This is a genomic window from Lederbergia wuyishanensis, from assembly GCF_022900255.1.
Classification (GTDB): domain Bacteria; phylum Bacillota; class Bacilli; order Bacillales; family Bacillaceae_C; genus Lederbergia; species Lederbergia wuyishanensis.
Genome location: NZ_JALIRM010000012.1, coordinates 39,597 through 64,024 on the forward strand (window position 1 = coordinate 39,597; position 24,428 = coordinate 64,024).

Here is a 24,428-nt window from a genome sequence, read left to right on the forward strand (position 1 = left end):
ATGAGTGGAAGAAGTGGAACGATTGAAGTTGCTGTAAAAAAGTCAAAAACAAAAGATATTCAAAAGCGAGCAAACAAATGGAATTTGAATTGGATAATCGGAGGAATCATTCCTATTATTCTATTAGTTTCTTGGGAAGTAGCTGGGAGATTGGGGTTCATTGAAGCACATCTCCTTCCAGCCCCCACTAAGATCTTAGATGAAATAATTGAAATGGGAGCAGCAGGTACCCTTTGGGGACATGTTGGGACAACGTTATTTCGTGTAGCATCCGGCTTTTTACTTGGAACTATTGCGGCACTTATATTAGGTTCAACAGTCGGATATTTTACTGTCATCGAAAAATTACTGGACCCTTTGATTCAAGCATTCAGATCGATTCCTTCTTTGGCTTGGGTGCCGTTATTTATTCTTTGGATGGGAATTGGAGAGCCGTCAAAGGTAACACTTATTGCTGTTGGTGTATTTTTTCCAGTCTATTTAAATATTGTTTCAGGCATTCAAGGTGTCGATCGCAAACTCATTGAAGTTGGGAAAATATACGGATTTTCCTCGACTCAAACATTAAGAAAAATCATTTTGCCTGCTTCATTGCCATCCTTTTTAGTAGGACTGCGAAGTGGGTTAGGCCTTGGCTGGATGTTCGTTGTTGCTGCAGAAATCATGGGGGCAAGTAAAGGATTAGGCTATTTATTGGTCGTCGGACAAAATACGTACTCCCCTCATCTAGTAATTGCTAGTATTTTATTATTTGCTGTTATTGGGAAATTGACAGATTCATTGTTAAAAAATATCGAGAAAAAATCACTTAGCTGGCAGGATAGCTTTTCTAATCAGCGTTAAAGGAGGACATCGAAATGCTGGCAGTACAAAATATTACGAGAACGTTCAATGAAGGAAAAGCTGGTTTTCGAAATGTGACCTTTTCCATTGAGGAAGGAGAAATTATTGGAATCTTGGGAACAAGTGGTTGTGGGAAAAGCACACTCTTGCGTGTCTTATCTGGACTTGATGAGAAGTATCAAGGGAGATTCTCCTTTTCCAAACAAACAGTTGGTATGATGTTCCAAGAACCGCGCTTAATGCCTTGGCTTACAGTAAAAGAAAATGTTTATTTTGGTGTTCAAAAGGGGCAGAAAAAAGAATCGGCAAAGGAGCTTCTTGAATTGGTCGGGCTAGAAGAATTTGCTGATCATTATCCTAAAGATTTATCCGGAGGAATGGCGCAAAGAACGGCAATTGCCAGATCTTTAATTACTGAACCAAACCTATTGCTATTAGATGAGCCATTCAGTGCTCTAGATGCTTTTACAAAAATGCAGCTTCAAGACTTATTGTTATCCATTTGGCAAAAAAGAAAGACAACAATGATACTTGTCACCCACGACATAGACGAAGCACTGTATTTGTGTGATCGAATATTTATTTTACGCGGACAGCCTGGCGAATTATATGCCGAGATAAAAGTTCAACAAGCAAAACCACGGTCGAGAGGAGACGTAGCATTGGCGAAGAAAAAAGCAGAAATTTTAAACCTGCTTGATTTGAATAGTAACACGAAGGAGGTATACCAATGACAAGACAATCCATTATTCCTCCATACAAAGGTTCTTATAATGTTCAAAATGATTTTGATGGAAACAAGAGTTTTAATTGGAATGAAATCGAGAAGAATTTTAGTTGGCATCAAACTGGAAAAGTAAACATGGCTTATGAATGTATCGACCGCCATGTTGAGGAAGGTTCCGGTGAAAAAACGGCTCTTTATTACATTGACGAGAACTCCGAACAGACAATTACGTATCGAGAATTGAAAGAAGCGACAGATCGATGGGCAACAGTTTTAAAAAAGAATGGAGTAAAAAAGGGTGACTTCTTGTTCGTGTTTTTACCTAAGCATCCTGAATGCCACATTGCGATTTTAGCCGCTATAAAACTAGGGGCAATTGTCGGTCCTTTATTTGAGGCGTTCATGGAAGAAGCAATCCGTGACCGAATCTCTGATTGTGAAGGGAAATTTCTGATTACAAATGAAGAATATTTACAGCGAGTCCCTTTAAGTGATTTGCCAAGCTTGGAAACGATATTTTTAACGGATCAGCATATAACGGCTGCTAACGCTATTTCGATTCCAGAAGAGCTTGCTCATACGGTAGTTGAGGACAATATCATTGAATGGGTGAATCTTGAGGATGGTTTAAATATTCACTACACGAGCGGATCAACAGGTAAACCGAAAGGAATCATTCATGCACATCGAGCGATGATTCAACAATATATAACAGGCCGCTGGGTACTTGATTTAAAAGAAGATGATGTTTATTGGTGCACTGCCCATCCTGGCTGGGTGACTGGTTGTGTTTATGGTATATTTGCTCCTTTATTAAATCGGGCAACCATTGTGTTGCATGGTGGTCGTTTCAATGCGGACAGCTGGTATGAAACAATAGAAAAAGCGGGAGTCACAGTTTGGTATAGTGCTCCGACAGCATTCAGGATGCTAATGGCTGAAGGGGTTGAAACATTAAAAAGATATGACGTCAGTTCACTCCGCCATATTTTAAGTGTAGGCGAACCACTAAACCCAGAAGTCATTTATTGGGGTGTAGAACATTTAACCCTGCGCATTCATGATACGTGGTGGATGACTGAAACAGGAGCACAGTTAATTGTGAACTTGCCGACTGAACCAATTAAGCCGGGATCCATGGGGAAACCTTTCCCAACGATAGAAACAGCTATTTTAGACGATGAAGGAAATAATCTACCAGTAGGGGAAGTCGGTCATTTAGCAATAAAAGGACCGTGGCCAGCAATAATGAAGGAAGTATGGAAGAACAAAGAAAAATATGCCTCTTATTTTCCATTCGATACAGGCTGGTATTTGTCCGGTGATCTTGCATTAAAAGATGAGGACGGCTATATATTTTTTCAAGGAAGAAGTGACGATATGATCAATTCTTCAGGAGAAAGAATTGGACCGTTTGAAGTAGAGAGCAAGTTGATTGAACATCCGGCTGTAGCTGAAGCAGGAGTCATTGGAAAACCAGATTTTGTCCGTGGTGAAATTGTAAAAGCATTCATCGTATTGAAAAAAGGATATGCATCTTCCCCAGAATTATTAGCTAATATTCGCCTCTTTGTCCGCAACCGCTTAGCGGCACACGTTGCCCCTCGAGAAATTGAAGTAATTGAAGAATTACCTAAGACCAAAATTAGCGGTAAAATTTTGCGAAGAGAATTGAAAGCTCGAGAAATTGATAAATTAAAAGTAGTAGAAGTGTAAAAAGAACCCGTAATGGGTTCTTTTTCAGACTGTTGACAAACGCTTGCTTTCTTCGTTGCTCGTCTTCTAGCGGTGCTCTTTGCCCAATGTGGCCGCGCCTCGAAAGACAAATTTTTGCAACTCGTCTGAACGTAGTTTAAAATTAATTTGTCTTTCATCAAAAGAGACCGGGACATAACGACAAAGATAAATCCGAACAGGTTGATTAGTGTATATACGCGCTCCGGAAATATACTTCGCTTTCCGTGGGCGGCTGGTTAGCTTCCTCGCTCGTCCCGAGCTGCGGGGTCTCACCTATGCCTTCCTCCCACAGGAGTCTTCGTATATTTCCTCCGCTAAGATAGATCTTTGTTCGTCTTTAGGTTTGATTGTTTTAGTTATGGCCCAGCCTCTTTTAGATTATCAAACAGGATTTTTATTTCACCATGTTAATTAATATATGTGCAAGTTGATGCTGCTGATCCTTATTGGCGGCTTTCCACAATTCTTTCAGTAAGTGTTCTTCTCGATTTCGTGGTTCCTCGTGGTCTGCTAAATAATTTCCTACTTTTTCAGCAGCTTTTGCAAGAGATTCTTCACTAAGTCCGAGCTCTTCTCCTTTTTTTACCTGTTTAGCTAAATAGGATTTAAAGGAATCGAAACTCGCTAAAATGTCTTCCTTTTTTTCTTGATCCATTTGTTGTAGCTGTTGTTCAACTTTTTCTTGAGAATTTGATGAATCCATCTTTATGCATCTCCTTTTAGTTGATACTTGTACATTTCCTTTTCAACAATAGATTAAACTATATGGTATCAAGTTTGTCTCCATCTTCATCGATCACTCTATCCGATGCTTGATTTCGTCATCCAAAGTTACTCAAATGATGCAGAAAAATAGATAGAATACTAAATAGCAATAGGAAGTTAAAATAGTTTTTTCATTGAAACACTATTTTTAACCCTCTCTATATTCATAACACTAAGTCCTCAAACTCCCCTTAATCCATATATATTTACCTTTCGTTACTATCTTACCGCTTTTAGGTCAGATCCCTTTGCATTTCAATTCAATACTTCCCATATTGTTGTTTATATTCGAACTACGCATCACTATAATCCATTTTCATCCAATAAAACCTTTTATTTAATAATAGTATTGTGTTATAGTTGCGATAGAAACGAAAATAAATTATTTTGAGAATTCAGAGACTTTTCTTAGTCACCCTCTCATCTTAGTAGAAGGGAGCATAATAAGATAATGTCTACAAATCACACAGAAACAATGTTAAGAACTCTAAAAGAGTACTCAAGTTGTGAAATATTACTAACATTTAAACACGATGATGGGACGCCACTATTTTCTATATGCTACCAAAAAAATAGTTATCAAATAACATATTTGGAAAGTTTTTTTACTGAAACTTATAATGATATTGATTTTACAATTTCAGCTATTGATAAAGCATTGCAAAATAGTTACAAAAAACCTCTAATTAATTAGGGGTTTTTATTTTGCGTTTCTGTCAAAATCGCATCACAATATTCGTACTATCATGTTAAAAATCTGTATATTTTTATAAAGAGTTTGTAAAAAGTATCCCATTTTACTTCTATTTCGACTAACATATCTAATGTAGATTTAATAATTTCGTTTAGAAGGAGTTGAAACAGATGTCAATTAAAGAGTTGTCCAATGAATTATTAATATCTTTATATCGAAAAGTAAAATCCAATAAGTTGGACAGTGATTTTATTAGATTATTGGATGTTGAAATGAAACGAAGAAATTTACATCTCCCTCAATAGGCTATATATGCCTGGTTAAACAATATCAAATCTCCCATTCTAGTACTTAACAAGCGTTAATTTGTGTGAATACTTCTTTCCAAACAATTTCCTTTTGTTTTTACCCCCTTATGTAAGTAAATCCTTGATATCTACAACCTCGATACTCCTATTCAAATTTTCTATCTCAAAATCAGCGACATAAATCAATAAGTCGATAGTACACATCGTTCTTCTTGAATGCTTCTCGCAGGATGTATCTTGGCACAATATTGTTTATTTGCTTCTTTATATTCTTCAAGGAGTGGGATTAATTTAATTTTTTTCCCGTACTATCACAAAAAATAATGAAGAATAAACTCTATTTATCATATAAAATAGAATTAAAGATTTGTAACGGAGGGTTATGGTGACTAAGATTTTTAGCTCAAAGCGATTTGCAGTAATATTAATCATTTTTATATTGTCTTATTGTAGCTTTTTTTTATATTCCTATCTAAATAAAGATCAGGATGAACTCCTGTTGTCTGACGTTGGACGACTTGTACCTATAAAAGTAAAACAGGTTATTCACGGACAGGAATTGGAACAATTCAAACAGTTGCTTTTAGATGCGAAAGAGAAAAATATTAAAATATCAATCGCGGGAAAACAACACAGTCAAGGTGGACATACATATTATAAGGATTCCATTGTTATTGATATGACTACATACAATAAGGTGATTAATGTAGACCCTAAAGAAAAGTTGATTACTGTACAAAGCGGAGCTACTTGGGCAGACGTTCAGGAAGCGATTAATCCATATGGTCTTTCTATTAAGACGATGCAAGCTCCAAATATTTTTACCATTGGCGGATCGATGAGTGTTAATGTCCATGGAAGGGATATTCGTTTCGGACCACTAATTGAAAGCATTCGTTCTTTTCGATTAATGAATGCAAATGGTGACATATTGAATGTCAGCAGAACAGAAAATGAAGAATTATTTCGACTTGTCAACGGAGGCTATGGGTTATTCGGAATTATTTTAGATGTAGATATTGAACTGACAGATAACGTTTTATATAAAGCAACGAATGAATGGATCGACTATCATGATTATCCTGAGTATTTTAAAGAAATTGTTTTGAATAATCCCGATATTGAAATGCATAATTCAAGAATTTCAGTTGCTCCAAAAAGCTTTTTAACAGAAATGTATGTCACGAATTATTCTATAACAGATGAGAAAAATTTAGAAGACTTCACTGATTTAGTTGATGAAAAATATGTACGTAGAAATAAATTTGCATTTGGACTTTCTAGAAGTTCTGACTGGGGGAAAAATTTCGTTTGGTTTGTTCAAAAGCATGCATTTAAAGAAGGAAAGTCAGAGTTCATATCTAGAAATAATGTCATGCGCCCAGAAGTTGAATTTTTAAATTATGAAGGAAAAAATGATACTGATATTCTTCAAGAATATTTTGTCCCTGTTGATGATTTTCCGGAATTTGTTGATAGATTAAGAGAAATCTTAAATGAACATGATTTAAACGTTTTAAATATTACGGTTAGACATGTACCAAAAAATGAAGAAGCTTATCTTTCATACGCTAAAGAAGAAATGTTTGCACTCGTTTTTTATATTAACCAAGGAATTTCAGCGAAGGAAATAGAAAAGACAGGAGATGTCATAAGAAAAATAATAGATTTAACTCTTGAGATGAATGGATCTTATTATTTGCCTTACTACCAATATCCCACGAAGGAACAAATGAAGGAAGCTTATCCATTAGCTGACGAATTTTTTCAAAAGAAAAGAGAATATGATCCAGATGAGAGATTCATGAATCAATTTTACGAGGTATACGGTAAATGAGATGGATTGTCGTATCGCAAAGTATTGCTATTTTAGGAAGTAGTCTCGTTTTTCCATTTTATTTAATTTTTATTAAAGAGGTTAGTGGAGGCTTTCTACAGTACGGGATTTCCTATGGCTTGTTTACGATTAGTTCGTCACTCGTTCATATAATTGTAGGAAAATGGTCAGACCGATTAGGAAGAAAGCTATTTTTGCTGATTAGTAGTTGGGGAATGGCGATATTGTTGCTCTTTTTTCCACTAGTAACGGACATATGGCAAGTGTATGCTCTGCAAATTATCCTTGGAATTATTGGTGCAACACAGAAGACAAGTGAAAAGGCAATGCTTGCCGATTTTACCGAGCATGGAAAACGTGGAATCGCTATTGGGAAGTATCATTTTTGGACATCCATTTTTACCGGAATAGCAGTTATGCTTGGTGGTTTTATTATTGATTTATTTACCTTGGACATTATTTTTTATATAAGCTCAATTATATTATTCATTAGCGGCTTTTTTGTATTAAAAATAGTAGAAACGGAGAATTAAAAATGAAGAATCCTAAATTAAAACAATTGCATGATGAATGGTTAATTGAAGCAACGATTGATGAGATGCAGGAGAAATTAGCTTCCGGGGAAATTACATCTGTTGATTTAGTACATATGTATTTGTATCGGATTTCTCATTTTGATACGGAGATTCGTTCAGTATTAGAGGTGAACCCTGACGCATTGCATATTGCGACGGCATTGGATTTAGAACGTACTCAAAAAGGACCAAGAAGTGGACTGCACGGAATTCCAATTTTATTGAAGGATAATCTTGATACCGGAGATAAAATGCATACGACTGCAGGTTCGCTAGCTCTGGATGGTCACGTCGCTATGAAGGATTCGTTTGTAGCAGCGAAATTGCGTGAAGCGGGAGCGATATTACTAGGAAAAACTAATATGACAGAATGGGCTAATTTTATGGCAATTGGTATGCCGAGTGGTTACAGTTCAAGAGGTGGTCAAACATTAAATCCGTATGGACAATTTGATGTTGGCGGTTCTAGTTCAGGCTCAGGTGCTTCGATTGCAGCAAATTTTGCGGCTGCATCAATTGGGACAGAGACCTCTGGATCAATTTTAAATCCATCCTTGAAAAATTCACTTGTAGGGATTAAGCCGACAGTTGGACTCGTAAGCAGAAGCGGAGTTATTCCAATTGCTCATACTCAAGATACGCCGGGGCCAATGGCGAGGACTGTGAAGGATACAGCACATGTTCTAACAGCAATAGCAGGTTTGGATGAAAAAGACCCGGCTACTTTAACTAATCCATCGAAGAATAGAATTGACTATGCGGCTGTATTAACAGAAACAAGCTTGAAAGGCTATCGAATCGGGATGGCTGGAAAACCTTTTTCTGATCGATTGAATAAGCACAAAATAAAGATGATAGAAGAAGCAATTGTGTGTTTACGTGAGCTTGGGGCTGAAATCATAGAAGACATTGTTATTCCATCTGCCGAAGAAAAATGGGGTTATGAAGTTTTGATGTATGAGTTTAAACCAGATTTAAATGCGTATTTGCGGGCAACATCTCATTCGAATGAGATTCGTTCTCTTGCTGATGTCATTGCTTTCAATTATAAACATCCAAAGGCAATGTTAAAATACGGACAAAAGGTGTTAATAGAATCCGAAGATACTAGTGGCACATTATTAGAAAAAGAATATATTGCTGCCTTGGAAAAAGACCAATACTTATCGAGGGAACAAGGAATAGATTTCGCCTTGCAACAGAATAACCTAGATGCAATCTTCTTCGGAGGCGACAGGGGTTCAGTCATTGCCGCAAAAGCCGGCTACCCGACAGTCATCGTACCTGCAGGATATGTGCCTAATGGAGAACCATTTGGCGTTTCATTCACCGGGACTGCATTTAGTGAGGAAACTTTACTAAAAATCGCTTACGCTTTTGAACAAGCTACAAAACATAGGAAGCCTCCTGTTATGAAGGAAGATAGTCATAAATAGAGCTCACTTATAGTGTGAAAAGCAAACATTAGTATGAGTTTCGCGAGGCTGCCGAGCGAACGGCTAATAGAACAACGTTAACGGCTAATAGAACAACGTCGACGGCGAATAGCACCTCGTCCCCAATGATGTAAAGAAATGAAAAAGGTCTACTCTAGTAAAAAGAGTAAGACCTTTTTTCAGTATCAAGGTAATAATCTTGTCGTTTCCCCAATTTTCATTACTTTCAAGCGTTCTCTCTCTAACTCACGCCGATCCCAATCAGCATACATTCGATCCAGCGCTTCCTTCGGTGTATCATCGGCAAGACGGTATGCGCCGTAATGCATTGGCACCATAAACTTTGCACCTGTATCTAAAAAAGCCTGAACAGCTTCTTCAGGATTTACATGTTGACTCGACATAAACCACTCAGGTTCATAAGCACCGATTGGTATTAAACAGTAATCAATGGAGTACCGCTGACCAATTTCTTTAAATCCTTTAAAATAGCCACTATCCCCAGCGAAGTAGATACAATGTTGGTCGCCATGTATGACCCAACCACCCCAATGTGATCGGTTTGTGTCAGTTAATGTTCTTTTTGTCCAATGCTGTGCCGGGGTAAATGTAAAATGCAAATCTCCAATTTTTTGAACATCCCACCAATTAAATTCAATTACATTTTGGAACCTTTTTTTCTTAAACCAGTTTCCAAGTCCAATTGGAACTAAAAAGAAAGGATTTCCTTTCAATTTTCTTATTGAAGAATAATGCAGATGGTCATAATGACTATGTGAGATGAGAACTATATCGATAGGTGGTAAATCGTTTATTTCAAGACCAGGCGACGTAAGACGTTTATCCAAGCCAAGGTGCTTAGCCCAGACCGGATCGGTTAAGATGTTTTTTCCTTTCATCTGAATAAGAAATGTAGAGTGCCCAATCCACGTAATTGTTGGTTCGCTTATATTTGATTGTAAAAAAGCTACCTGAGGTTGTACAGAAGGTACTTGGAATGACAAATCCTTTTTCTTGGATTTCCTTTCTTTTCTCCAATTTCGTAAATCTTTAAATGTTTTCGCAGTAGAAACTTTATCTAGATTTTCATAACGCTTGTTTTTCATCGATTTCCCTCGCAAAATATAGCATATATCTCTAGTTTATCATTAGGAAAGTTTTTAATCATCGAGTAGTTTGTAGTATGATAAAATTTACAAACATAAAGGTGAGGAAACAAAATGAATATATTATCCAATATGAAACCATCTCTACAAAAAGTATGGGAAAAATCGAATTTTAATAAACCAACTTCTATACAGGAGCAAGCAATTCCTGCAATATTGGAAGGGAAGGATCTAATTGCGGAATCTCCTACTGGAACAGGAAAAACAATCGCGTATTTATTGCCGATTTTAGAGAAAATTAGCCAAGAACATAGTGGTCTGCAGGCAGTTATTTTAGCCCCTTCCCGCGAGCTAGTCATGCAAATTTATCAAGAAGTACAAAAATGGACAGAAGGATCATCAATAAAAACGACCTCATTAGTAGGCGGAGCCAACATTAAAAGGCAGCTTGATAAGCTGAAAGAACGACCACAGCTTATTGTAGGGACACCAGGAAGAATTTTAGAATTAATTAAACTTAAAAAGCTAAAAATGCATGAAGTGAAAACTATTGTACTTGATGAAGGTGACCAATTATTAAATAAAGAACATTTAGATTCAGTGAGAACTATCGTAAAATCGACTATGAACGATAGGCAGCTCTTATTGTTTTCAGCGACCCAATTGGATGAACCAGATCAAGTAGTAGCTATGATAGGAAGAAATCCAGAATTTATTAAAGTTGAGCGAACAGAAAGCCAAACATCGAAAGTAAACCATTTTTACCTACTCAGTGAGCCAAGAGAGAGGGCAAAACTTCTTCAGAAAATTGCTGCCATGAAAGATGTAAAAGCCCTTGTGTTCGTGAGGGATGTTGGAAGTATGTCGGTCCTAGCCGAAAAACTAGAGTATGAAAAAGTCTCTTTAGCTATTCTTCATAGCGAGTTAGGAAAAAATCAGCGTGAAAAAGCAATTAAAGCGATTAGGAATGGAGAAGTAACATTATTACTTGCGACAGATGTTGCAGCAAGAGGACTTGATATCGAAGGTTTGACCCATGTCATTCACTACGACTTTCCAACTGATATCGATCAATATGTACATCGCTCAGGAAGGACGGGGAGAATGGGAGCCGCTGGCACTGTTGTATCGTTCGTAACTCCCAGAGATGAAAGAGAACTAAAAAAATACGGAAAGATATTGAAATTATCGATTCTACCACGAAGAATCTTTAAAGGGCAGTTTGTAGAGTTGAACAATAAAGGTGTTAGATAATCGAGAAAATAAATTCTGTACCCGCGTTTAAGAACGCGGGTTTTTGAATTTTAAATAGGAGTACAGAAAATGATTTCCCCACTATCAGACTGTATTTGCAAATTCTGGTTAAAGGTGTCCCCATCCTCATCAGTCAATTCAATATTCCTTATAAACTGAAGATTAGGACCAGGATCGTGTGGTTCAAAAAGCAATGTAAATGCAGTGATCATGGTTGTTCCATTAATAATAGCTCCAACTGCTGTACCTTCTGATGTGGTATCTAATGTACCAAAGTTACCTTCACCGAAAAACTCACATCGAGGCAAATCGACTGACTGTGAAGAATAAGTAAAATTAAATCTAGGATCTACATCATCTGTATAGGAAAAGTTTATAAAACTATTAGTTGAACGACATGATTGACATATATTTACATTAGCGGTAAGTGTACCTGTCCGATTTTCTCCGTTAATCGTTACGCTAATTGGAGTAGCGGAGGTAGCTGCAATTCCATTACATTCGCACAGTAATCCCACGAACTAAACCCCCTTTGTAAGATGTAATTGCATGATATGTTAATAAAAGATTATTTGATTGGGTAATTATAGAAGAGTTAGCGACTATTTTTAGTAGTTTAAAGTATACTATAATGTAAATTTAGAATATTGTAACATTTTATTGACTTACACAAATGTAAGTGCTATCATTACATGGATTTTAATGGTAGTAGTTTAGTATTGTACAAATTAGGGAGGAGAAATAAATGACAAATCTATTAGGAACAAACGTAATAACCCAAATCGGCATTCTCGTTCATGACATCGAAAAAACTTCTCAAGTATATGCAGATTTCTTTGGTGTCGAGAAGCCTGATGCCATCTTAACAGATACGATTGAAAAGGCACAAACGGAATATAGGGGTGAGCCATCTGTTGCTAGGGCAAAACTAGCATTTTTTAATATGGGTTCTTTACAAGTTGAGTTAATCGAGCCGGACGAGAATCCGAGCACTTGGAGAGAGCATCTTGATGAGCATGGAGAAGGTGTCCATCATATTGCATTTCAAATAGAAGGAATGAAAGAAAAGATTCAAGTGTTGGAGCAAGCGAATATGCCTCTTGTTCAAAAAGGGGAATATGAAGGCGGTCGCTATGCGTATATTGATTCTGTAAAGGATTTAAAAGTGATGATCGAGTTGTTAGAAAACGATAAGTAGGTGATAAAAAATGACTAAGCGAATTATTGCAATGGTTGGTGACTTTTATCATAAAGAGGAATGGGCAGTTGCTTCTTTAAACAAAGCTTTGGAAGAATTGCCTGAAGTCACAGTAGAATATGCATCAGCTGAAAACATCATCGAACATTTAAAAACTAAGCCGGATGCTATCGTTCTTTTTAAGGAAAATCGTTTGAATCCACAAGATGAAGAGATTAAAATATGGATGGATGATGAAGTGGCTGAGGCTATCAGTCAATATGTTCAAGATGGTGGAGGCTGGGTTGCTTGGCATTCGGGTCTAGCATCCTATGAAAATATTGAAACGTATACTTCTATGTTACGCGGGTATTTTGAATATCACCCTGATAAGCATCAAGTTGTTACATATAAGACAGTTGAAGGAACAGAAATTACGAGTGAAGAAAATGAATACGAGTTTCTGGATGAGCATTATTTTGTTTTTTGCGATGAAGAAAAAACAAATATATTCCTTACATCTGAATCAGTCGACGGCTCATCCATCGCGGGCTGGACTCACGAATATGGTAAGGGGCGTGTTGTTTGTCTAACTCCAGCCCATTTAGAAGAAGGATTGTTGCATCCAATGACAACATCACTTCTTGCAAGTTCAATTAAAGTTAGTATTAATTAATAAAAAATAAGGGAAATCGACACTTGAATCGATTTCCCTTTATGCCTTTTGGAAAGCTAGTCTATTTTTATAACAATCTATTGTACCGAGCTCACTATTTAACAGAAACTCCATTTCCTCTAAATGTCGCCTCTCTACAACAGAATCCTTATTTGACCAGGCTACAGTGTAGATAAAATAGTAATCTTTTATTTGCCTAAAAATTACATCTGAGTTGGGAAATTCATCAAAACGAGCTTTAATATTATAGTGCCTCGTATACGACCATTTCAGTATTTTCATTGGTCATCCCACCCTTCATTCCTTTCATTATAAGTCGAATTAGTAAAGATGAAAACATATTTTTATCATGGATATTGCAATCTTGGCAGATACTATTAAAATTAAGCTGATAGCCATGATTGGAAGCGAGGTTTTGTTTTGGAAGCTGTATTATATGAAAAAATACCTTTTACAAAAGAAAAGTTTTTTGATACATATGTAAGCTTAACCGCCAATAGTGAGCATCATGTTCTGCTTGAAAGTGGGCGTGTTGGGAAATATAGCATAGCAGGTATAACACCATTCGCAATAATAGAAGGAAATGAGCATGAAGTTGTCATTGAAAGTCAGGGAGAGAGGTCTGTTTTATCAGGAAAACCACTTGCTGTGCTTGAAAAGTGGATGAGACAATTTGAATTTGCTCCAATTGCAGGCATCCCTGATTTTCAAGGAGGGGCAATTGGATATATCAGTTATGACTATGCTTGGAGTATTGAAAAGCTGCCTAATCTAGCGGCAAACGATTTGCAACTTCCTCTCATCTACTTTTTAGTTTTTGATGAATGGGCTGTTTTTGACCATGAGGAAGAATGCTTATGGGTAATGGTATTGAATCGTGATCATGCAAAGGAGAAGTTAGATCACGCAGTTGCAATGTGGAATGAGGCTCCTTCTACTATAAAAGATTCGAACGAATATAAAATAGGAGAACAAGTACTTCAAGTTTCATTATCAGAAGAGGAATATGTAAGTGCCGTTGAAAAAATCCAGCAATATATTTCAGAAGGAGATATATTTCAAGCTAACTTAACAGTCAGACAATCAAAGGAACTATTCATTCCTCCAATTGAAGTTTATAAAGAATTGCGTATATTGAATCCTTCGCCTTACATGGGTTATATGCATACATCTGATTTTCAAATAGTTTCAGGTTCTCCTGAACTCTTAATCAAAAAAGATGGCAATGTTGTGAGTACTCGTCCAATTGCTGGGACAAGACCACGTGGTGTGAATGATGAAGATGATCAACGTCTCGCAAACGAGCTTATCGAAAATGAAAAAGAAAATGCTGAGCATATTATGCTTGTCGATTTGGAACGAAATGATCTTGGGCGAGTGTGTGAATATGGAACTGTAAATGTGGATGAATTGATGACAGTTGAAAAATATTCGCATGTTATGCACATTGTATCACTTGTAACTGGGAAGTTGGCTCCCGAAAAAACTGCTTACGATTTAATTGAAGCTGTTTTTCCAGGAGGAACGATAACGGGGGCTCCGAAAATACGTACGCTTGAAATCATTGAAGAATTGGAGCCAGTCAAACGCGGTGTATATACTGGGTCGCTCGGTTGGATTGGGTTCAATAATGATGTCAATTTAAACATTGTTATACGAACTATGTTAGTAAAAGAGGGAATGTGCCATGTCCAGGCAGGTGCAGGAATCGTCATTGATTCGAATCCAAAAGCGGAATACGTAGAATCGTTAAGAAAAGCAACAGCACTTTGGAAAGCGAAAGAAGCAGCAGAGATGAGGGGAATGGGATTATGATTTTGATGATCGATAATTACGATTCATTTACGTATAATCTTGTCCAATATTTAGGTGAGTTTGGTGAGAAAATAGTCGTTAAGAGAAATGATGAAATTTCAATTGATGAAATTGAACATTTAGCTCCAAGTTATTTAGTCATCTCTCCTGGACCATGCACACCAAATGAAGCGGGAATTTCCCTCAAAGCGATTGCTCATTTTGCTGGAAAAATCCCTATACTTGGTGTCTGTCTAGGTCATCAAGCAATTGGTCAAGTTTTTGGTGGTGAAGTAGTTAAGGCAGAAAGACTTCTTCATGGGAAAACATCTGGTATATATCATGATGGTAAAACCATTTTTTCAAATATTAATAATCCATTTCGTGCAACCCGCTATCATTCATTAATCGTTAAGAAAGAAAGTTTGCCTGATTGTTTAGAAGTATCCGCTTGGACGGATAAAGGAGAAATTATGGGTTTGCGGCACAAGGAATTGCCAATTGAAGGTGTACAATTCCATCCTGAATCTATTATGACAGAAGCCGGAAAACAGCTTCTGCACAATTTCCTAAACTGTTATCGAATGGAAGTAATATAAAATGTTTATTTATTTGAACGGACAATTTCTAGAAAAAGAGAAGGCGATGATTTCACCATTCGATCATGGATATATTTACGGAATTGGTGTTTTTGAAACGTTTAGAACATACGACGGTCATCCATTTCTTTTGAAGGAACATTTAGATAGGCTAAATGCGGGGCTAAAGGAAATGCTGATCAATAGGAAATTTGAATATGAAGAAGTTCTAAAGATCATTGAAAAGCTATCCGATTTAAATGGTTGGAAGGATTCATATATTAGATTTAATGTCTCTGCAGGGATAGGAGAGATTGGTTTGCAAACTGAACCATATGAATCTCCTACTGTCATTATGTTTCAAAAACCACTTCCTCCTGTGGATGTTGTAATTGAAAAAGAAGCTGTTATTTTAGAAATTGCACGCAATTCACCAGAAACAGCATACCGTTTAAAATCACATCATTTTTTTAATAATGTTGCAGCAAAACGAGAGATTGGATCGGATACGAGTAAAGAAGGATTCTTTTTGACTGAAAAAGGATTTATAGCAGAAGGAGTCACCTCAAATGTCTTTTGGGTCGAAAATGGAGTATTGTATACACCTGCAATAGAAACGGGGATATTGAATGGAATTACTCGTCAGTTCGTGATGAAATTAGCCCAGCATGCAGGGATGTTGGTAGAGGAGGGCTTTTACGAAACAGATGCATTAATAAAAGCGGATGAAATATTCATTACAAACTCTGTTCAAGAAATTGTTCCTGTGAAGAAAATGGAAGGTAAAAGCTATCCGAGTAAGAACGGGGAATATTTTAATAAGTTGAGTAAGATGTATAAAAATAAATTGATACTAAGATAGCCAGCCTGTTTTTTTAAAAAATATGCGCCTAACCAAGTTTTTCATTATTAATAAACATAAGACTCACTTCGGCAGTATTTGTACGTTTGTGCAGACTTACCAAGAAGGAAATCACCTATCGATAGCCGTTTCGATGTTATCAGCATCAGAAGCGGCTTTTTTACTTAATGACTTCTAATGAATATTACCCTCAAAAAAAGCATTTATACCCGAAAATAGAATCCATTTTAGTTAAGAAAAAATTTAATAATAAGTATTAATATTATTTATTTCAAGCAATCTTTAAATATATTATGAATTTACTATATGGTTTATAGATTCAGATTCTTTTGACATGAAAAGAAAAATATAGTTAAATTTTATTATTATTCGCTAAGAAAATAATTCATTAACTAGGGTGGGGCAAGATGAAGAAAACCATTTATATTCGGTTACTAACTCATTTGGTAATCGTCATAATATTGATCACATTACTAATCGGATTTCTTGTATATCAAAATACCAATTCCATATTGAAAGAACAAGCACTTAGTCATAACAGCGAACTTCTCGGACAGACTGAGAAAATTGTTACTCAAGCTATGGGCGAAGTGGAACAATTAGCCATATCCCTAGCATTAAATAGCGATATCAACAAGTCAGTTTTATTTTCTTGGGATCTTAGAAATGAATATGAATTTTTGAAAAATACAAGTGACCTTTTTACCGACCGCTTGACTTCATCTAAATATCTTCATTCTATACTTTTATATAGCTCCACTAATCAAAAGCTAATCTCTAATTCAGGAATTACTAATTTAAATGAGTATAATGACCAAAAAGATCTGCAAAGTGTTATTCATAATCATAATAGAACAGAGTGGAAAGCGAATAAAATAGTAAATTCAAATGGCAAATCGGAAAATGTAATCAGTTTTTATACAAGCCTTCCCATTTCAAGCCAAGAAAAGAAAGGTATTCTTGTTATTAATCTAAAAGAAGATGTGCTTTATAAGGCGGTTATTAATACGAACAATAAAAAGCTAGGAAATGTAGTGATACTAGATAATGAAGGAAAGGTACTATCATCTACAGATAAAAGTATGTTTTTAAAGAGATTTGATCAAGTTGATATAGGACGGATTAAGGCTAATCACCATGGTTACTTTATTGAAGATATTAAAGGCGCCAATACGTTAGTATCATTTCAAGAATCAAAAAATGGATGGATTTATCTTACTTTAAACCCTTATAAAGAAGTAGTTAAAAGATCCAGCGAGGTTATATATATAACCCTTTCAGTTACATTAACCACATTAATTATAGGAATTTTGCTCATTATTTTTGTTTCAAGTAAACATTACCAACCTATAAGAAAAATTGTAGAGGACTTAAACAAAAATAAAAATTCGTTTGTTGATAAGTCTATAAAAGATGAATTTAGTTTCATTCGTACATCTATTGATCACTTGTTTAAAGAGAATAATGAATTCAAAATAAAATTTAAAAATAGTGAACTTATTCTTAGGGATCACGTTATATTAAATTTACTTTCAGGGACGAATTTAATAGAGAAAGAAATTCTTCAGCAAGTTCAACATTACAAAATAAATTTATCGCATAAGAGTTTCATTGTATTAGTTTTAAGAAGCAATTATAAATCGAAATTTGATAACGATCAGCAGGTTATAGATTTATTCCATTACAAACTTCGCTCATTGTGTGAAGAGATAATAGAATTATATGGTGGCGGAGTGTATATAAGTGATTTTCACAAACAGGATGTAATAATCATGAATTCCGATTCTTTGAATTCTGAAACTATCAAAGAAATGGCTCTATATATGAAAAAAATAATTGATGAACAATTTCCGATGGTTTCTATATCGATTGGTATTGGTGGAAAATATAACGGGCTATCAGAAATTTCACTTTCCTATACTGAAGCAAAAGAAGCACTTGTATATAAATGGCTTGCAGGGGAAGGCAGTATATTATCATTTAATGAAATTCAAATAAATCACCTAAATCGCAATGAACTTATTGAATATCGAAAAATGATAGAATCCATTGAGAATGAGTTAAAAGCGGGGAATATCGAGAAAGCTTGTCAAATTAAAGAAAATATGATTTCAAAGCTTAAAAATGATAGTCAATTTGGCTATTTAAATAAAAAAATGATCTTAACGCATTTACTTAATTCCCTTGCAATAATAAGTGTTGAACTAATCGGGAATAGAGAAAATGAGTATGATAGTTTATATGTTGAATTCGAAAAGCTTCAAAATTTGGATGAAATTCAAATTTGGTTCGAAGAAGTAATGACGAATATCTCATCAAATCTACAAGACAAAAGAGAAAATAAAAATGTAGAAGTCATTAACACATTAACCGAATATATTCATAATAATTTTCGTGAACCAATTAGTCTTCAGATTTTATCTGACATTGTCTATATGAATAGTCATTATTTATCTAAGTTGTTTAAAGATGTGACTGGTAAGAATTTTAGTGATTATTTATTGGATATTCGCTTAAAAGAGGCAATGACTATGCTAAAAGCAACTTCAAAAAATATAGTAGATATTGCATCCGAAACTGGCTTTGGTCACAAACAAAATTTTATCAGGAACTTTAAAAAACATACCGGCCTTACTCCTACTGAGTATCGAAAACAGAGTTTTCTGGAAAGCGCTACCAGTCAAAGTGAATAAATAATACCAATCATAAAAAATGTTACCCTTAGAAAAATAAAAAATGATACCAAACAAAAAATATTAATCTAGTCTCTAAGACCATCTTCTCTTACGATGAAAGTGCTTCCACATTTTTTACACTTTTACGAAGGAGGGGGATGGTATTTTTTATGCAAACTCAAATACCTATTACAACTAGAAAGAACACGGACTTAATAAGGAAAAAGAGAGTATGGGCAAAGTTTTATTCTTTTCGTTACATGTATTTAATGCTAGTTCCCGCATTAGCCTATTACTTCATTTTTCATTATTATCCTATGTACGGTGTTTTGATAGCATTTAAAAACTATAATTTCACCGATGGAATATTAGGAAGTAGCTGGGCTGGATTCGATCATTTCACTTACCTGTTTCAACTTGATAAGTTTTGGCAAGTGTTTTGGAATACCTTAGTAATCAGTTTGTATCGCCTTGTTTTTGGTTTTCCGTTTCCATTGATCATAGCACTGCTATTGAATGAAGTTAGGAAAACATTATTTAAAAGGACGGTTCAAACGATTATTTACATCCCACATTTTATTTCCTGGGTTATTATGGGTGGTTTACTCATAAGTCTTCTATCAATTGATAGCGGAATTGTCAATGATATTATTCGATTTTTCGGTGGGAAGCCAATAAGTTTTTTAACAGATGAAAGTTATTTTCGAAGTACATTAGTTTGGTCGATGATTTGGAAGGAATTCGGCTGGAATACAATCATTTTTATGGCCGCTCTTGCTGGTGTAGATCCTCAATTATATGAGGCAGCCATAATGGATGGTGCTAATCGTTGGAAAAGAATATGGCATATTACTCTTCCAAGTATTCGTGCAACAATCATCATATTGCTAATCTTAAGAATCGGTAACTTAATGGAAGCAGGTTTTGAACAAATTTTTATTTTATATCATCCAGGTGTATATAATGTGTCAGATATTATAGATACTTATGTTTATCGTATTGGTTTAACTGAGGGCCGCTTTAGTTTGGCTGCTGCTGTTGGTTTATTCAAATCAATCATTAATTTTACACTTCTCGTACTTGCTAATCAGTTATCTAGAAGGATGGGGCAACAGGGTGTTTACTAGGGGAGGAAGATATTAGTGGTTCGAACAAGTTTCGGTAGTAAAATGTTTGACGTATTTAATTATATTTTCTTAAGTGCAATTGCATTAGTTACATTGTATCCATTTTGGGATGCTCTTATCGTTTCCATTACTCCTTTACATGAAAGCATGGCAACTACCCTGCATTTGTATCCAAAGGAAATTACATTAGAAGCATATCAATATTTAGTAAAGATGGAGCAACTGTGGAAGTCGTACGGAGTCAGTGCGACGATTACGGTTTTAGGTACAGCAATTAGTATGTTTGCAACTACTCTAGCTGCCTATGTGTTATCTAAAAAAAATATTCCCGGTGGCCGGCTTATCATGTTTGCCATTGTTTTTACAATGATGTTTAGTGGTGGTCTTATTCCAACTTATATAGTAGTTCGTGAATTAGGTCTAACTAATACGATCTGGGCTATGATGATTCCTAATGCAATCCAAACATACAATCTAATTATTATGCGCAGCTTTTTTCAATCGATTCCTGAAAGCTTAGAGGAATCAGCAAAAATGGATGGATGTAGTGACTTTGGTATTTTATTCCGTATAGTCATACCTTTGTCCTTGCCAGTTATTTTCACGATTGCACTGTTCTATGCAGTGACTAGATGGAATGATTTCTTCACAGCTGTTATGTATGTGACAAATAGGGATATTTGGCCACTTCAATTATTTTTAAGATCCATGCTAATCGAGAGTGAAAGTTCATTTCAGTCCGGAGGAGATAATCCACTTCTTCTCGGTCAGTCTATTAAAATGGCAACGATCATGATTACTACTATTCCAGTATTAATGATTTATCCGTTTTTCCAAAAATATTTTATGCAAGGGGTTACTTTAGGGGCTGTAAAAGAGTAAGAAAAAAATCTATTATTATAGTATCTGGAGGATCTTTATGATAAACAAAAAATTATGGATAAGTTTTATTTTAATCATTTTAATCGTCTCTTCAATGGCTGGATGTAATAAGTCATCAAAAGGCAATAGTAAAGAAAGTGATGATAACAAACTTGTTTTCTTAACGCCTGGTGATAATGCTGCAAATGCCATTCAATCTGACAACCGTATTATTGCAGAAATTAATAAAAAGTTAGGTATCGATCTTGAAGTACAGTTTGTCCCTGAGGGAGGGTTTGAAAAAATTAACGTTGCTATTGCTAGTGGAGATTTACCGGACGTAGTTACAATCAATTATCCATCTCCAACTTTAAAACAGTGGATTAATGAAGGAATTTTAATACCAATAAATGATTATTTACCTGAGATGCCAACCGTTAGTGAAAAATTAAAAAAATTAGAGTGGACAAGTGTTGACGGTAAATATTACGGATATCCTTTTATTGAAGAAAAAGCAAATGCAGCCATTACTTACCGTGCTGATTGGTTAGAAGAAATTGGTGTGGAACCGCCAAAAACATTAGATGAATTTTATGAAGCAATGAAGTTAATAGCTTCGAAAGATCTTGATGGAAATGGAAAGGCAGATACTTACGGTTTAACTGCTCAAAAAGATAGTAGATTCAATTTCATATTCTTTGCAAACGGTTTACCACATGGGGATTATGTTTTGAATGATGCAGGGGAAGTAGTTCCGTTTTTTGAACATTCAGCATTTAAACCAGGTATGGAATTTCTAAAGAAATTATGGGATGAAAAATTGCTAGATGTAGAATTTTTGTTGAACGATTCTCAACAACGCGAGCAAAAATTTTATCAAGGAAAAGTAGCTTTTATGGAAGCACCATTGTTTAGACATGTAAATCGCCTTGAAACGAATCTACAAAAAACAAATCCAAATGGCAAACTTGGCTTTATGGCACCCCCTACTGGTACTGATGGAAATAAAGGAATGAACCCAGCACCTAAAGGTGGATTATTCACCGCGGTGACTAAGAATGCGAAAAACCCTGAAAAAGCTGCAAAATTCATCGAATTCATGTTATCAGATGAAGGACGCGATTTGTTAAAATTAGGTATTGAAGGTGTCCACTATACAAAAGAAGGCGACAAAATTATTTATAACGAGGAAGAGCGTGAAAAGGACGGCTTTTCTTCCAACGGATGGTCCCACCCATTAGCTTGGGGAAGCGTTGTTTGGCCATTAACAGAAAATTACTTGCCACAAACAGAACCACAAGCTGATCGTGCTAAAGAATCAGTAGAAATTGCAACGGAAAATATGGTACCTAATCTCGTAAACTTAACAACGGATGAAGAAATTGAAAATAAGAGTATTCTTGATGAGATTTTTAATCAATATTTTATTGATATGATTACAGGCAAAAAAGATATTGACAGTGGTATTAAAGAGTTATCCGAAAAGTGGAGAAACCAAGGTGGCAATAAGGTTTTAGAAGCTGTAAATAAAGCGTATAAAGAGCAAAAATAATAAGTTGAACAATATTTCATAGGTAGTGTGGGCATCTGTTAATGCTAGTTTTCTATAAAAAGGTTCCTACTTAAATGCTTGAGTAGGGACCTTTTACATAAAGGCTCTTTTCTCATCGATTGTTGCTAAATACCATGTATTTTAACGACGAAAAAAGAATTTTTTTCTTATAAATGAATCATATAACTGAGAAAAGAGCTGGAAACTACATAAGAACCGTCAAATTTTCTATATTGGTGTAAAAGCCAGCTTTTAGGCTTTTACAAAGCAACAAACTTTAAGAAAACAGCCTACATAAAAGATAAAAAATAAAGGAGGTACCAACTTGAAAAAACCAAATATATTATTTATCCTCACCGATGATCAAGGGGCCTGGGCATTAAATTGTGCAGGTACTACAGATTTACATACACCGAATATAGACCGATTAGCCGAAAAAGGGGTTCGATTTGAAAACTTCTTTTGTGCTTCACCAGTGTGTTCACCAGCAAGAGCTTCATTAATGACCGGAAATATTCCATCTGCACATGGGGTTCAAGATTGGCTTCGAGGTGGGAATATTGATATCCAAAAATTTCCTGAACTAAAAGATAATCCAATATTCGCTAGTGAGCACTCAGCAATTGAGTATTTAAAGGATCAAGTCACGTATACGAATGTTCTCTCTAAAAATGGTTATACTTGCGCACTTTCAGGGAAGTGGCATTTAGGGGACAGCGTGAATCCTCAACAAGGATTTTCAAAATGGTTTACCATTGCACGCGGTGGTTGTGAATATTATAACGGTGATATGGTGTACGAAGGTAATATTTATTTTGAGAAGAAATACATTACAGATGTCATTACTGATAAAGCGATTGATTTTTTAGAAGAATTGAGTCGGGAAGATCAGCCTTTTTACTTAGGTGTACATTACACAGCACCTCATAGCCCATGGGACGAAGGGAACCATCCGAAGGAATATATTGAGAAGTATAGAGATTGTGAGTTTAATATATTGCCTGATTTACCTATTCATCCTTGGCAAGTCAATACTGCGCCACATGGTACTGGAGAAACAAGGAAAGATTTACTACGTGGGTATTATGCTTCTATCACTGCGATGGATCATAATATTGGGCGAATCATCGATTATCTTGAAGAAAACGGGTTAACAGAAAATACTGTTATTATCTTTACTTCGGATAACGGGATGAACATGGGGCATCATGGTATTTGGGGAAAGGGGAATGGAACTTTCCCACAAAATATGTTTGATACTTCCGTAAAAGTTCCGTTCATTGTTTCACACCCAGCTGTAATTCCACAAGGAGTAGTCAGTGAGCAATTAGTCAGCCAGTACGATGTGTTCCCAACTATCTTAGACTATGTAAATATAGATATTTCAATTTATGATCGACTTCCAGGCAAGAGCATTGCGGAAACTTTAAAAGGTAAGAGTGTGGAAGAAGATAAAAATATATATATTTATGATGAATATGGACCAGTGCGCATGATTCGAAACAAACAATGGAAATACATTCATCGATATCCGTATGGTCCACATGAATTTTATAATTTAGTAGAAGACCCAGATGAAACTGAGAATCTGTATGGCCAAAATGAATACATGGAAAACATTGAGAAAATGAAAAGCGATTTAGAAAATTGGTTTCATGAATATGTTGATCCAAGAATCGATGGTACAAAGGAGCCTGTTACAGGGTACGGTCAATTAAGAAGGGGAGGTATTTATTCAGAAGGGAAAAAAGTGCATGAAGAAAGCGATAAAGTAAAATTAAACTATCAAAGCAAATAAAAAGGTCCTTAATTGTAGCTATACTTCATTTTCAATAGAGTGGAAG

The 24,428-nt window shown here is 35.5% G+C and carries 22 protein-coding genes; 18 read left to right on the top strand and 4 right to left on the bottom strand.

Annotation, left to right across the window (positions count from 1 at the left end):
• The 3 genes from MT489_RS16150 to acsA are packed head-to-tail and all read left to right on the top strand — an operon-like array spanning window position 1 to window position 3,286.
• Window positions 1–843, top strand: coding sequence for an ABC transporter permease (locus MT489_RS16150; RefSeq protein ID WP_244682597.1), 843 nt, complete (start codon window positions 1–3; stop codon window positions 841–843).
• Window positions 844–857: 14 nt separating this feature from the next.
• Window positions 858–1,577 carry an ABC transporter ATP-binding protein gene (locus MT489_RS16155; protein WP_244682598.1) on the top strand — a complete coding sequence of 240 codons (720 nt, stop codon included), beginning with the start codon at window positions 858–860 and terminating at the stop codon, window positions 1,575–1,577.
• Window positions 1,574–3,286, top strand: a complete 1,713-nt coding sequence (gene acsA / locus MT489_RS16160) for an acetate--CoA ligase (RefSeq protein WP_244682599.1) — start codon at window positions 1,574–1,576, stop codon at window positions 3,284–3,286. The genes MT489_RS16155 and acsA overlap by 4 nt, the downstream gene beginning before the upstream one ends.
• 415 nt (window positions 3,287–3,701) lie before the next feature.
• On the opposite strand, the gene MT489_RS16165 is transcribed toward acsA, so the two are convergent.
• Window positions 3,702–4,010, bottom strand: coding sequence for a DUF3243 domain-containing protein (locus MT489_RS16165; protein ID WP_244682600.1), 309 nt, complete (start codon window positions 4,008–4,010; stop codon window positions 3,702–3,704).
• A gap of 926 nt (window positions 4,011–4,936) precedes the next feature.
• Here MT489_RS16165 and sda point away from each other — a divergent pair.
• The 4 genes from sda to MT489_RS16185 all read left to right on the top strand — a co-directional run bounded on the left by sda (window position 4,937) and on the right by MT489_RS16185 (window position 8,922).
• Window positions 4,937–5,071 carry a sporulation histidine kinase inhibitor Sda gene (gene sda, locus MT489_RS16170; RefSeq protein WP_244682601.1) on the top strand — a complete coding sequence of 45 codons (135 nt, stop codon included), beginning with the start codon at window positions 4,937–4,939 and terminating at the stop codon, window positions 5,069–5,071.
• Between the two features lie 385 nt (window positions 5,072–5,456).
• Window positions 5,457–6,911: an FAD-binding oxidoreductase gene (locus MT489_RS16175; RefSeq protein WP_370876409.1), complete on the top strand. Its 1,455-nt coding sequence runs from the start codon at window positions 5,457–5,459 to the stop codon at window positions 6,909–6,911.
• Window positions 6,908–7,444, top strand: coding sequence for an MFS transporter (locus MT489_RS16180; RefSeq protein ID WP_244682603.1), 537 nt, complete (start codon window positions 6,908–6,910; stop codon window positions 7,442–7,444). The genes MT489_RS16175 and MT489_RS16180 overlap by 4 nt, the downstream gene beginning before the upstream one ends.
• A 2-nt stretch (window positions 7,445–7,446) precedes the next feature.
• On the top strand, window positions 7,447–8,922 hold the full coding sequence (locus MT489_RS16185; RefSeq protein ID WP_244682604.1) for an amidase family protein: 1,476 nt from the start codon (window positions 7,447–7,449) through the stop codon (window positions 8,920–8,922).
• A 185-nt stretch (window positions 8,923–9,107) separates the two neighbouring features.
• On the opposite strand, the gene MT489_RS16190 is transcribed toward MT489_RS16185, so the two are convergent.
• The gene (locus tag MT489_RS16190) at window positions 9,108–10,028 is read right to left on the bottom strand and encodes an MBL fold metallo-hydrolase (RefSeq protein ID WP_244682605.1); all 921 of its coding nucleotides are present in this window, start codon (window positions 10,026–10,028) and stop codon (window positions 9,108–9,110) included.
• A 114-nt stretch (window positions 10,029–10,142) separates the two neighbouring features.
• On the opposite strand from MT489_RS16190, the gene MT489_RS16195 reads away from it, so the two are divergent.
• Window positions 10,143–11,282 carry a DEAD/DEAH box helicase gene (locus MT489_RS16195; protein ID WP_244682606.1) on the top strand — a complete coding sequence of 380 codons (1,140 nt, stop codon included), beginning with the start codon at window positions 10,143–10,145 and terminating at the stop codon, window positions 11,280–11,282.
• 50 nt (window positions 11,283–11,332) lie between these two features.
• On the opposite strand, the gene MT489_RS16200 is transcribed toward MT489_RS16195, so the two are convergent.
• Window positions 11,333–11,800: a hypothetical protein gene (locus tag MT489_RS16200; RefSeq protein WP_244682607.1), complete on the bottom strand. Its 468-nt coding sequence runs from the start codon at window positions 11,798–11,800 to the stop codon at window positions 11,333–11,335.
• A 227-nt stretch (window positions 11,801–12,027) separates the two neighbouring features.
• Between MT489_RS16200 and MT489_RS16205 the strand changes: the two genes are divergently transcribed.
• The gene (locus MT489_RS16205) at window positions 12,028–12,480 is read left to right on the top strand and encodes a VOC family protein (RefSeq protein WP_244682608.1); all 453 of its coding nucleotides are present in this window, start codon (window positions 12,028–12,030) and stop codon (window positions 12,478–12,480) included.
• 10 nt (window positions 12,481–12,490) lie between these two features.
• Complete coding sequence (locus tag MT489_RS16210; protein ID WP_244682609.1) at window positions 12,491–13,135, top strand: ThuA domain-containing protein; 645 nt, start codon at window positions 12,491–12,493, stop codon at window positions 13,133–13,135.
• Between the two features lie 39 nt (window positions 13,136–13,174).
• Here MT489_RS16210 and MT489_RS16215 read toward each other — a convergent pair whose 3' ends face one another.
• Window positions 13,175–13,417: a hypothetical protein gene (locus tag MT489_RS16215; RefSeq protein WP_244682610.1), complete on the bottom strand. Its 243-nt coding sequence runs from the start codon at window positions 13,415–13,417 to the stop codon at window positions 13,175–13,177.
• Between the two features lie 138 nt (window positions 13,418–13,555).
• On the opposite strand from MT489_RS16215, the gene MT489_RS16220 reads away from it, so the two are divergent.
• The 8 genes from MT489_RS16220 to MT489_RS16255 all read left to right on the top strand — a co-directional run bounded on the left by MT489_RS16220 (window position 13,556) and on the right by MT489_RS16255 (window position 24,382).
• Window positions 13,556–14,950: an anthranilate synthase component I family protein gene (locus MT489_RS16220; protein WP_244682611.1), complete on the top strand. Its 1,395-nt coding sequence runs from the start codon at window positions 13,556–13,558 to the stop codon at window positions 14,948–14,950.
• A complete protein-coding gene (gene pabA / locus MT489_RS16225; protein WP_244682612.1) occupies window positions 14,947–15,528 on the top strand; it encodes an aminodeoxychorismate/anthranilate synthase component II in 582 nt (193 codons plus the stop codon). The genes MT489_RS16220 and pabA overlap by 4 nt, the downstream gene beginning before the upstream one ends.
• A gap of 1 nt (window position 15,529) precedes the next feature.
• Window positions 15,530–16,369 carry an aminodeoxychorismate lyase gene (gene pabC / locus MT489_RS16230; RefSeq protein WP_244682613.1) on the top strand — a complete coding sequence of 280 codons (840 nt, stop codon included), beginning with the start codon at window positions 15,530–15,532 and terminating at the stop codon, window positions 16,367–16,369.
• Between the two features lie 407 nt (window positions 16,370–16,776).
• A complete protein-coding gene (locus MT489_RS16235) occupies window positions 16,777–19,062 on the top strand; it encodes a helix-turn-helix domain-containing protein (RefSeq protein WP_244682614.1) in 2,286 nt (761 codons plus the stop codon).
• 152 nt (window positions 19,063–19,214) lie between these two features.
• A complete protein-coding gene (locus MT489_RS16240; RefSeq protein WP_244682615.1) occupies window positions 19,215–20,171 on the top strand; it encodes an ABC transporter permease in 957 nt (318 codons plus the stop codon).
• A gap of 15 nt (window positions 20,172–20,186) precedes the next feature.
• Window positions 20,187–21,053: a carbohydrate ABC transporter permease gene (locus tag MT489_RS16245; RefSeq protein ID WP_244682616.1), complete on the top strand. Its 867-nt coding sequence runs from the start codon at window positions 20,187–20,189 to the stop codon at window positions 21,051–21,053.
• 37 nt (window positions 21,054–21,090) lie between these two features.
• The gene (locus MT489_RS16250) at window positions 21,091–22,584 is read left to right on the top strand and encodes an extracellular solute-binding protein (RefSeq protein WP_244682617.1); all 1,494 of its coding nucleotides are present in this window, start codon (window positions 21,091–21,093) and stop codon (window positions 22,582–22,584) included.
• 325 nt (window positions 22,585–22,909) lie between these two features.
• The gene (locus MT489_RS16255) at window positions 22,910–24,382 is read left to right on the top strand and encodes a sulfatase family protein (protein WP_244682618.1); all 1,473 of its coding nucleotides are present in this window, start codon (window positions 22,910–22,912) and stop codon (window positions 24,380–24,382) included.
• Window positions 24,383–24,428: the final 46 nt, after the last annotated feature.

Bases quoted from the DNA above. Each gene is read 5' to 3' on its own strand.
- MT489_RS16150 (WP_244682597.1), top strand. From the start codon at position 1: ATGAGTGGAAGAAGTGGAACGATTGAAGTTGCTGTAAAAAAGTCAAAA.
- MT489_RS16155 (WP_244682598.1), top strand. From the start codon at position 858: ATGCTGGCAGTACAAAATATTACGAGAACGTTCAATGAAGGAAAAGCT.
- acsA (WP_244682599.1), top strand. From the start codon at position 1,574: ATGACAAGACAATCCATTATTCCTCCATACAAAGGTTCTTATAATGTT.
- MT489_RS16165 (WP_244682600.1), bottom strand. From the start codon at position 4,010: ATGGATTCATCAAATTCTCAAGAAAAAGTTGAACAACAGCTACAACAA.
- sda (WP_244682601.1), top strand. From the start codon at position 4,937: ATGTCAATTAAAGAGTTGTCCAATGAATTATTAATATCTTTATATCGA.
- MT489_RS16175 (WP_370876409.1), top strand. From the start codon at position 5,457: ATGGTGACTAAGATTTTTAGCTCAAAGCGATTTGCAGTAATATTAATC.
- MT489_RS16180 (WP_244682603.1), top strand. From the start codon at position 6,908: ATGAGATGGATTGTCGTATCGCAAAGTATTGCTATTTTAGGAAGTAGT.
- MT489_RS16185 (WP_244682604.1), top strand. From the start codon at position 7,447: ATGAAGAATCCTAAATTAAAACAATTGCATGATGAATGGTTAATTGAA.
- MT489_RS16190 (WP_244682605.1), bottom strand. From the start codon at position 10,028: ATGAAAAACAAGCGTTATGAAAATCTAGATAAAGTTTCTACTGCGAAA.
- MT489_RS16195 (WP_244682606.1), top strand. From the start codon at position 10,143: ATGAATATATTATCCAATATGAAACCATCTCTACAAAAAGTATGGGAA.
- MT489_RS16205 (WP_244682608.1), top strand. From the start codon at position 12,028: ATGACAAATCTATTAGGAACAAACGTAATAACCCAAATCGGCATTCTC.
- MT489_RS16210 (WP_244682609.1), top strand. From the start codon at position 12,491: ATGACTAAGCGAATTATTGCAATGGTTGGTGACTTTTATCATAAAGAG.
- MT489_RS16215 (WP_244682610.1), bottom strand. From the start codon at position 13,417: ATGAAAATACTGAAATGGTCGTATACGAGGCACTATAATATTAAAGCT.
- pabA (WP_244682612.1), top strand. From the start codon at position 14,947: ATGATTTTGATGATCGATAATTACGATTCATTTACGTATAATCTTGTC.
- pabC (WP_244682613.1), top strand. From the start codon at position 15,530: ATGTTTATTTATTTGAACGGACAATTTCTAGAAAAAGAGAAGGCGATG.
- MT489_RS16235 (WP_244682614.1), top strand. From the start codon at position 16,777: ATGAAGAAAACCATTTATATTCGGTTACTAACTCATTTGGTAATCGTC.
- MT489_RS16240 (WP_244682615.1), top strand. From the start codon at position 19,215: ATGCAAACTCAAATACCTATTACAACTAGAAAGAACACGGACTTAATA.
- MT489_RS16250 (WP_244682617.1), top strand. From the start codon at position 21,091: ATGATAAACAAAAAATTATGGATAAGTTTTATTTTAATCATTTTAATC.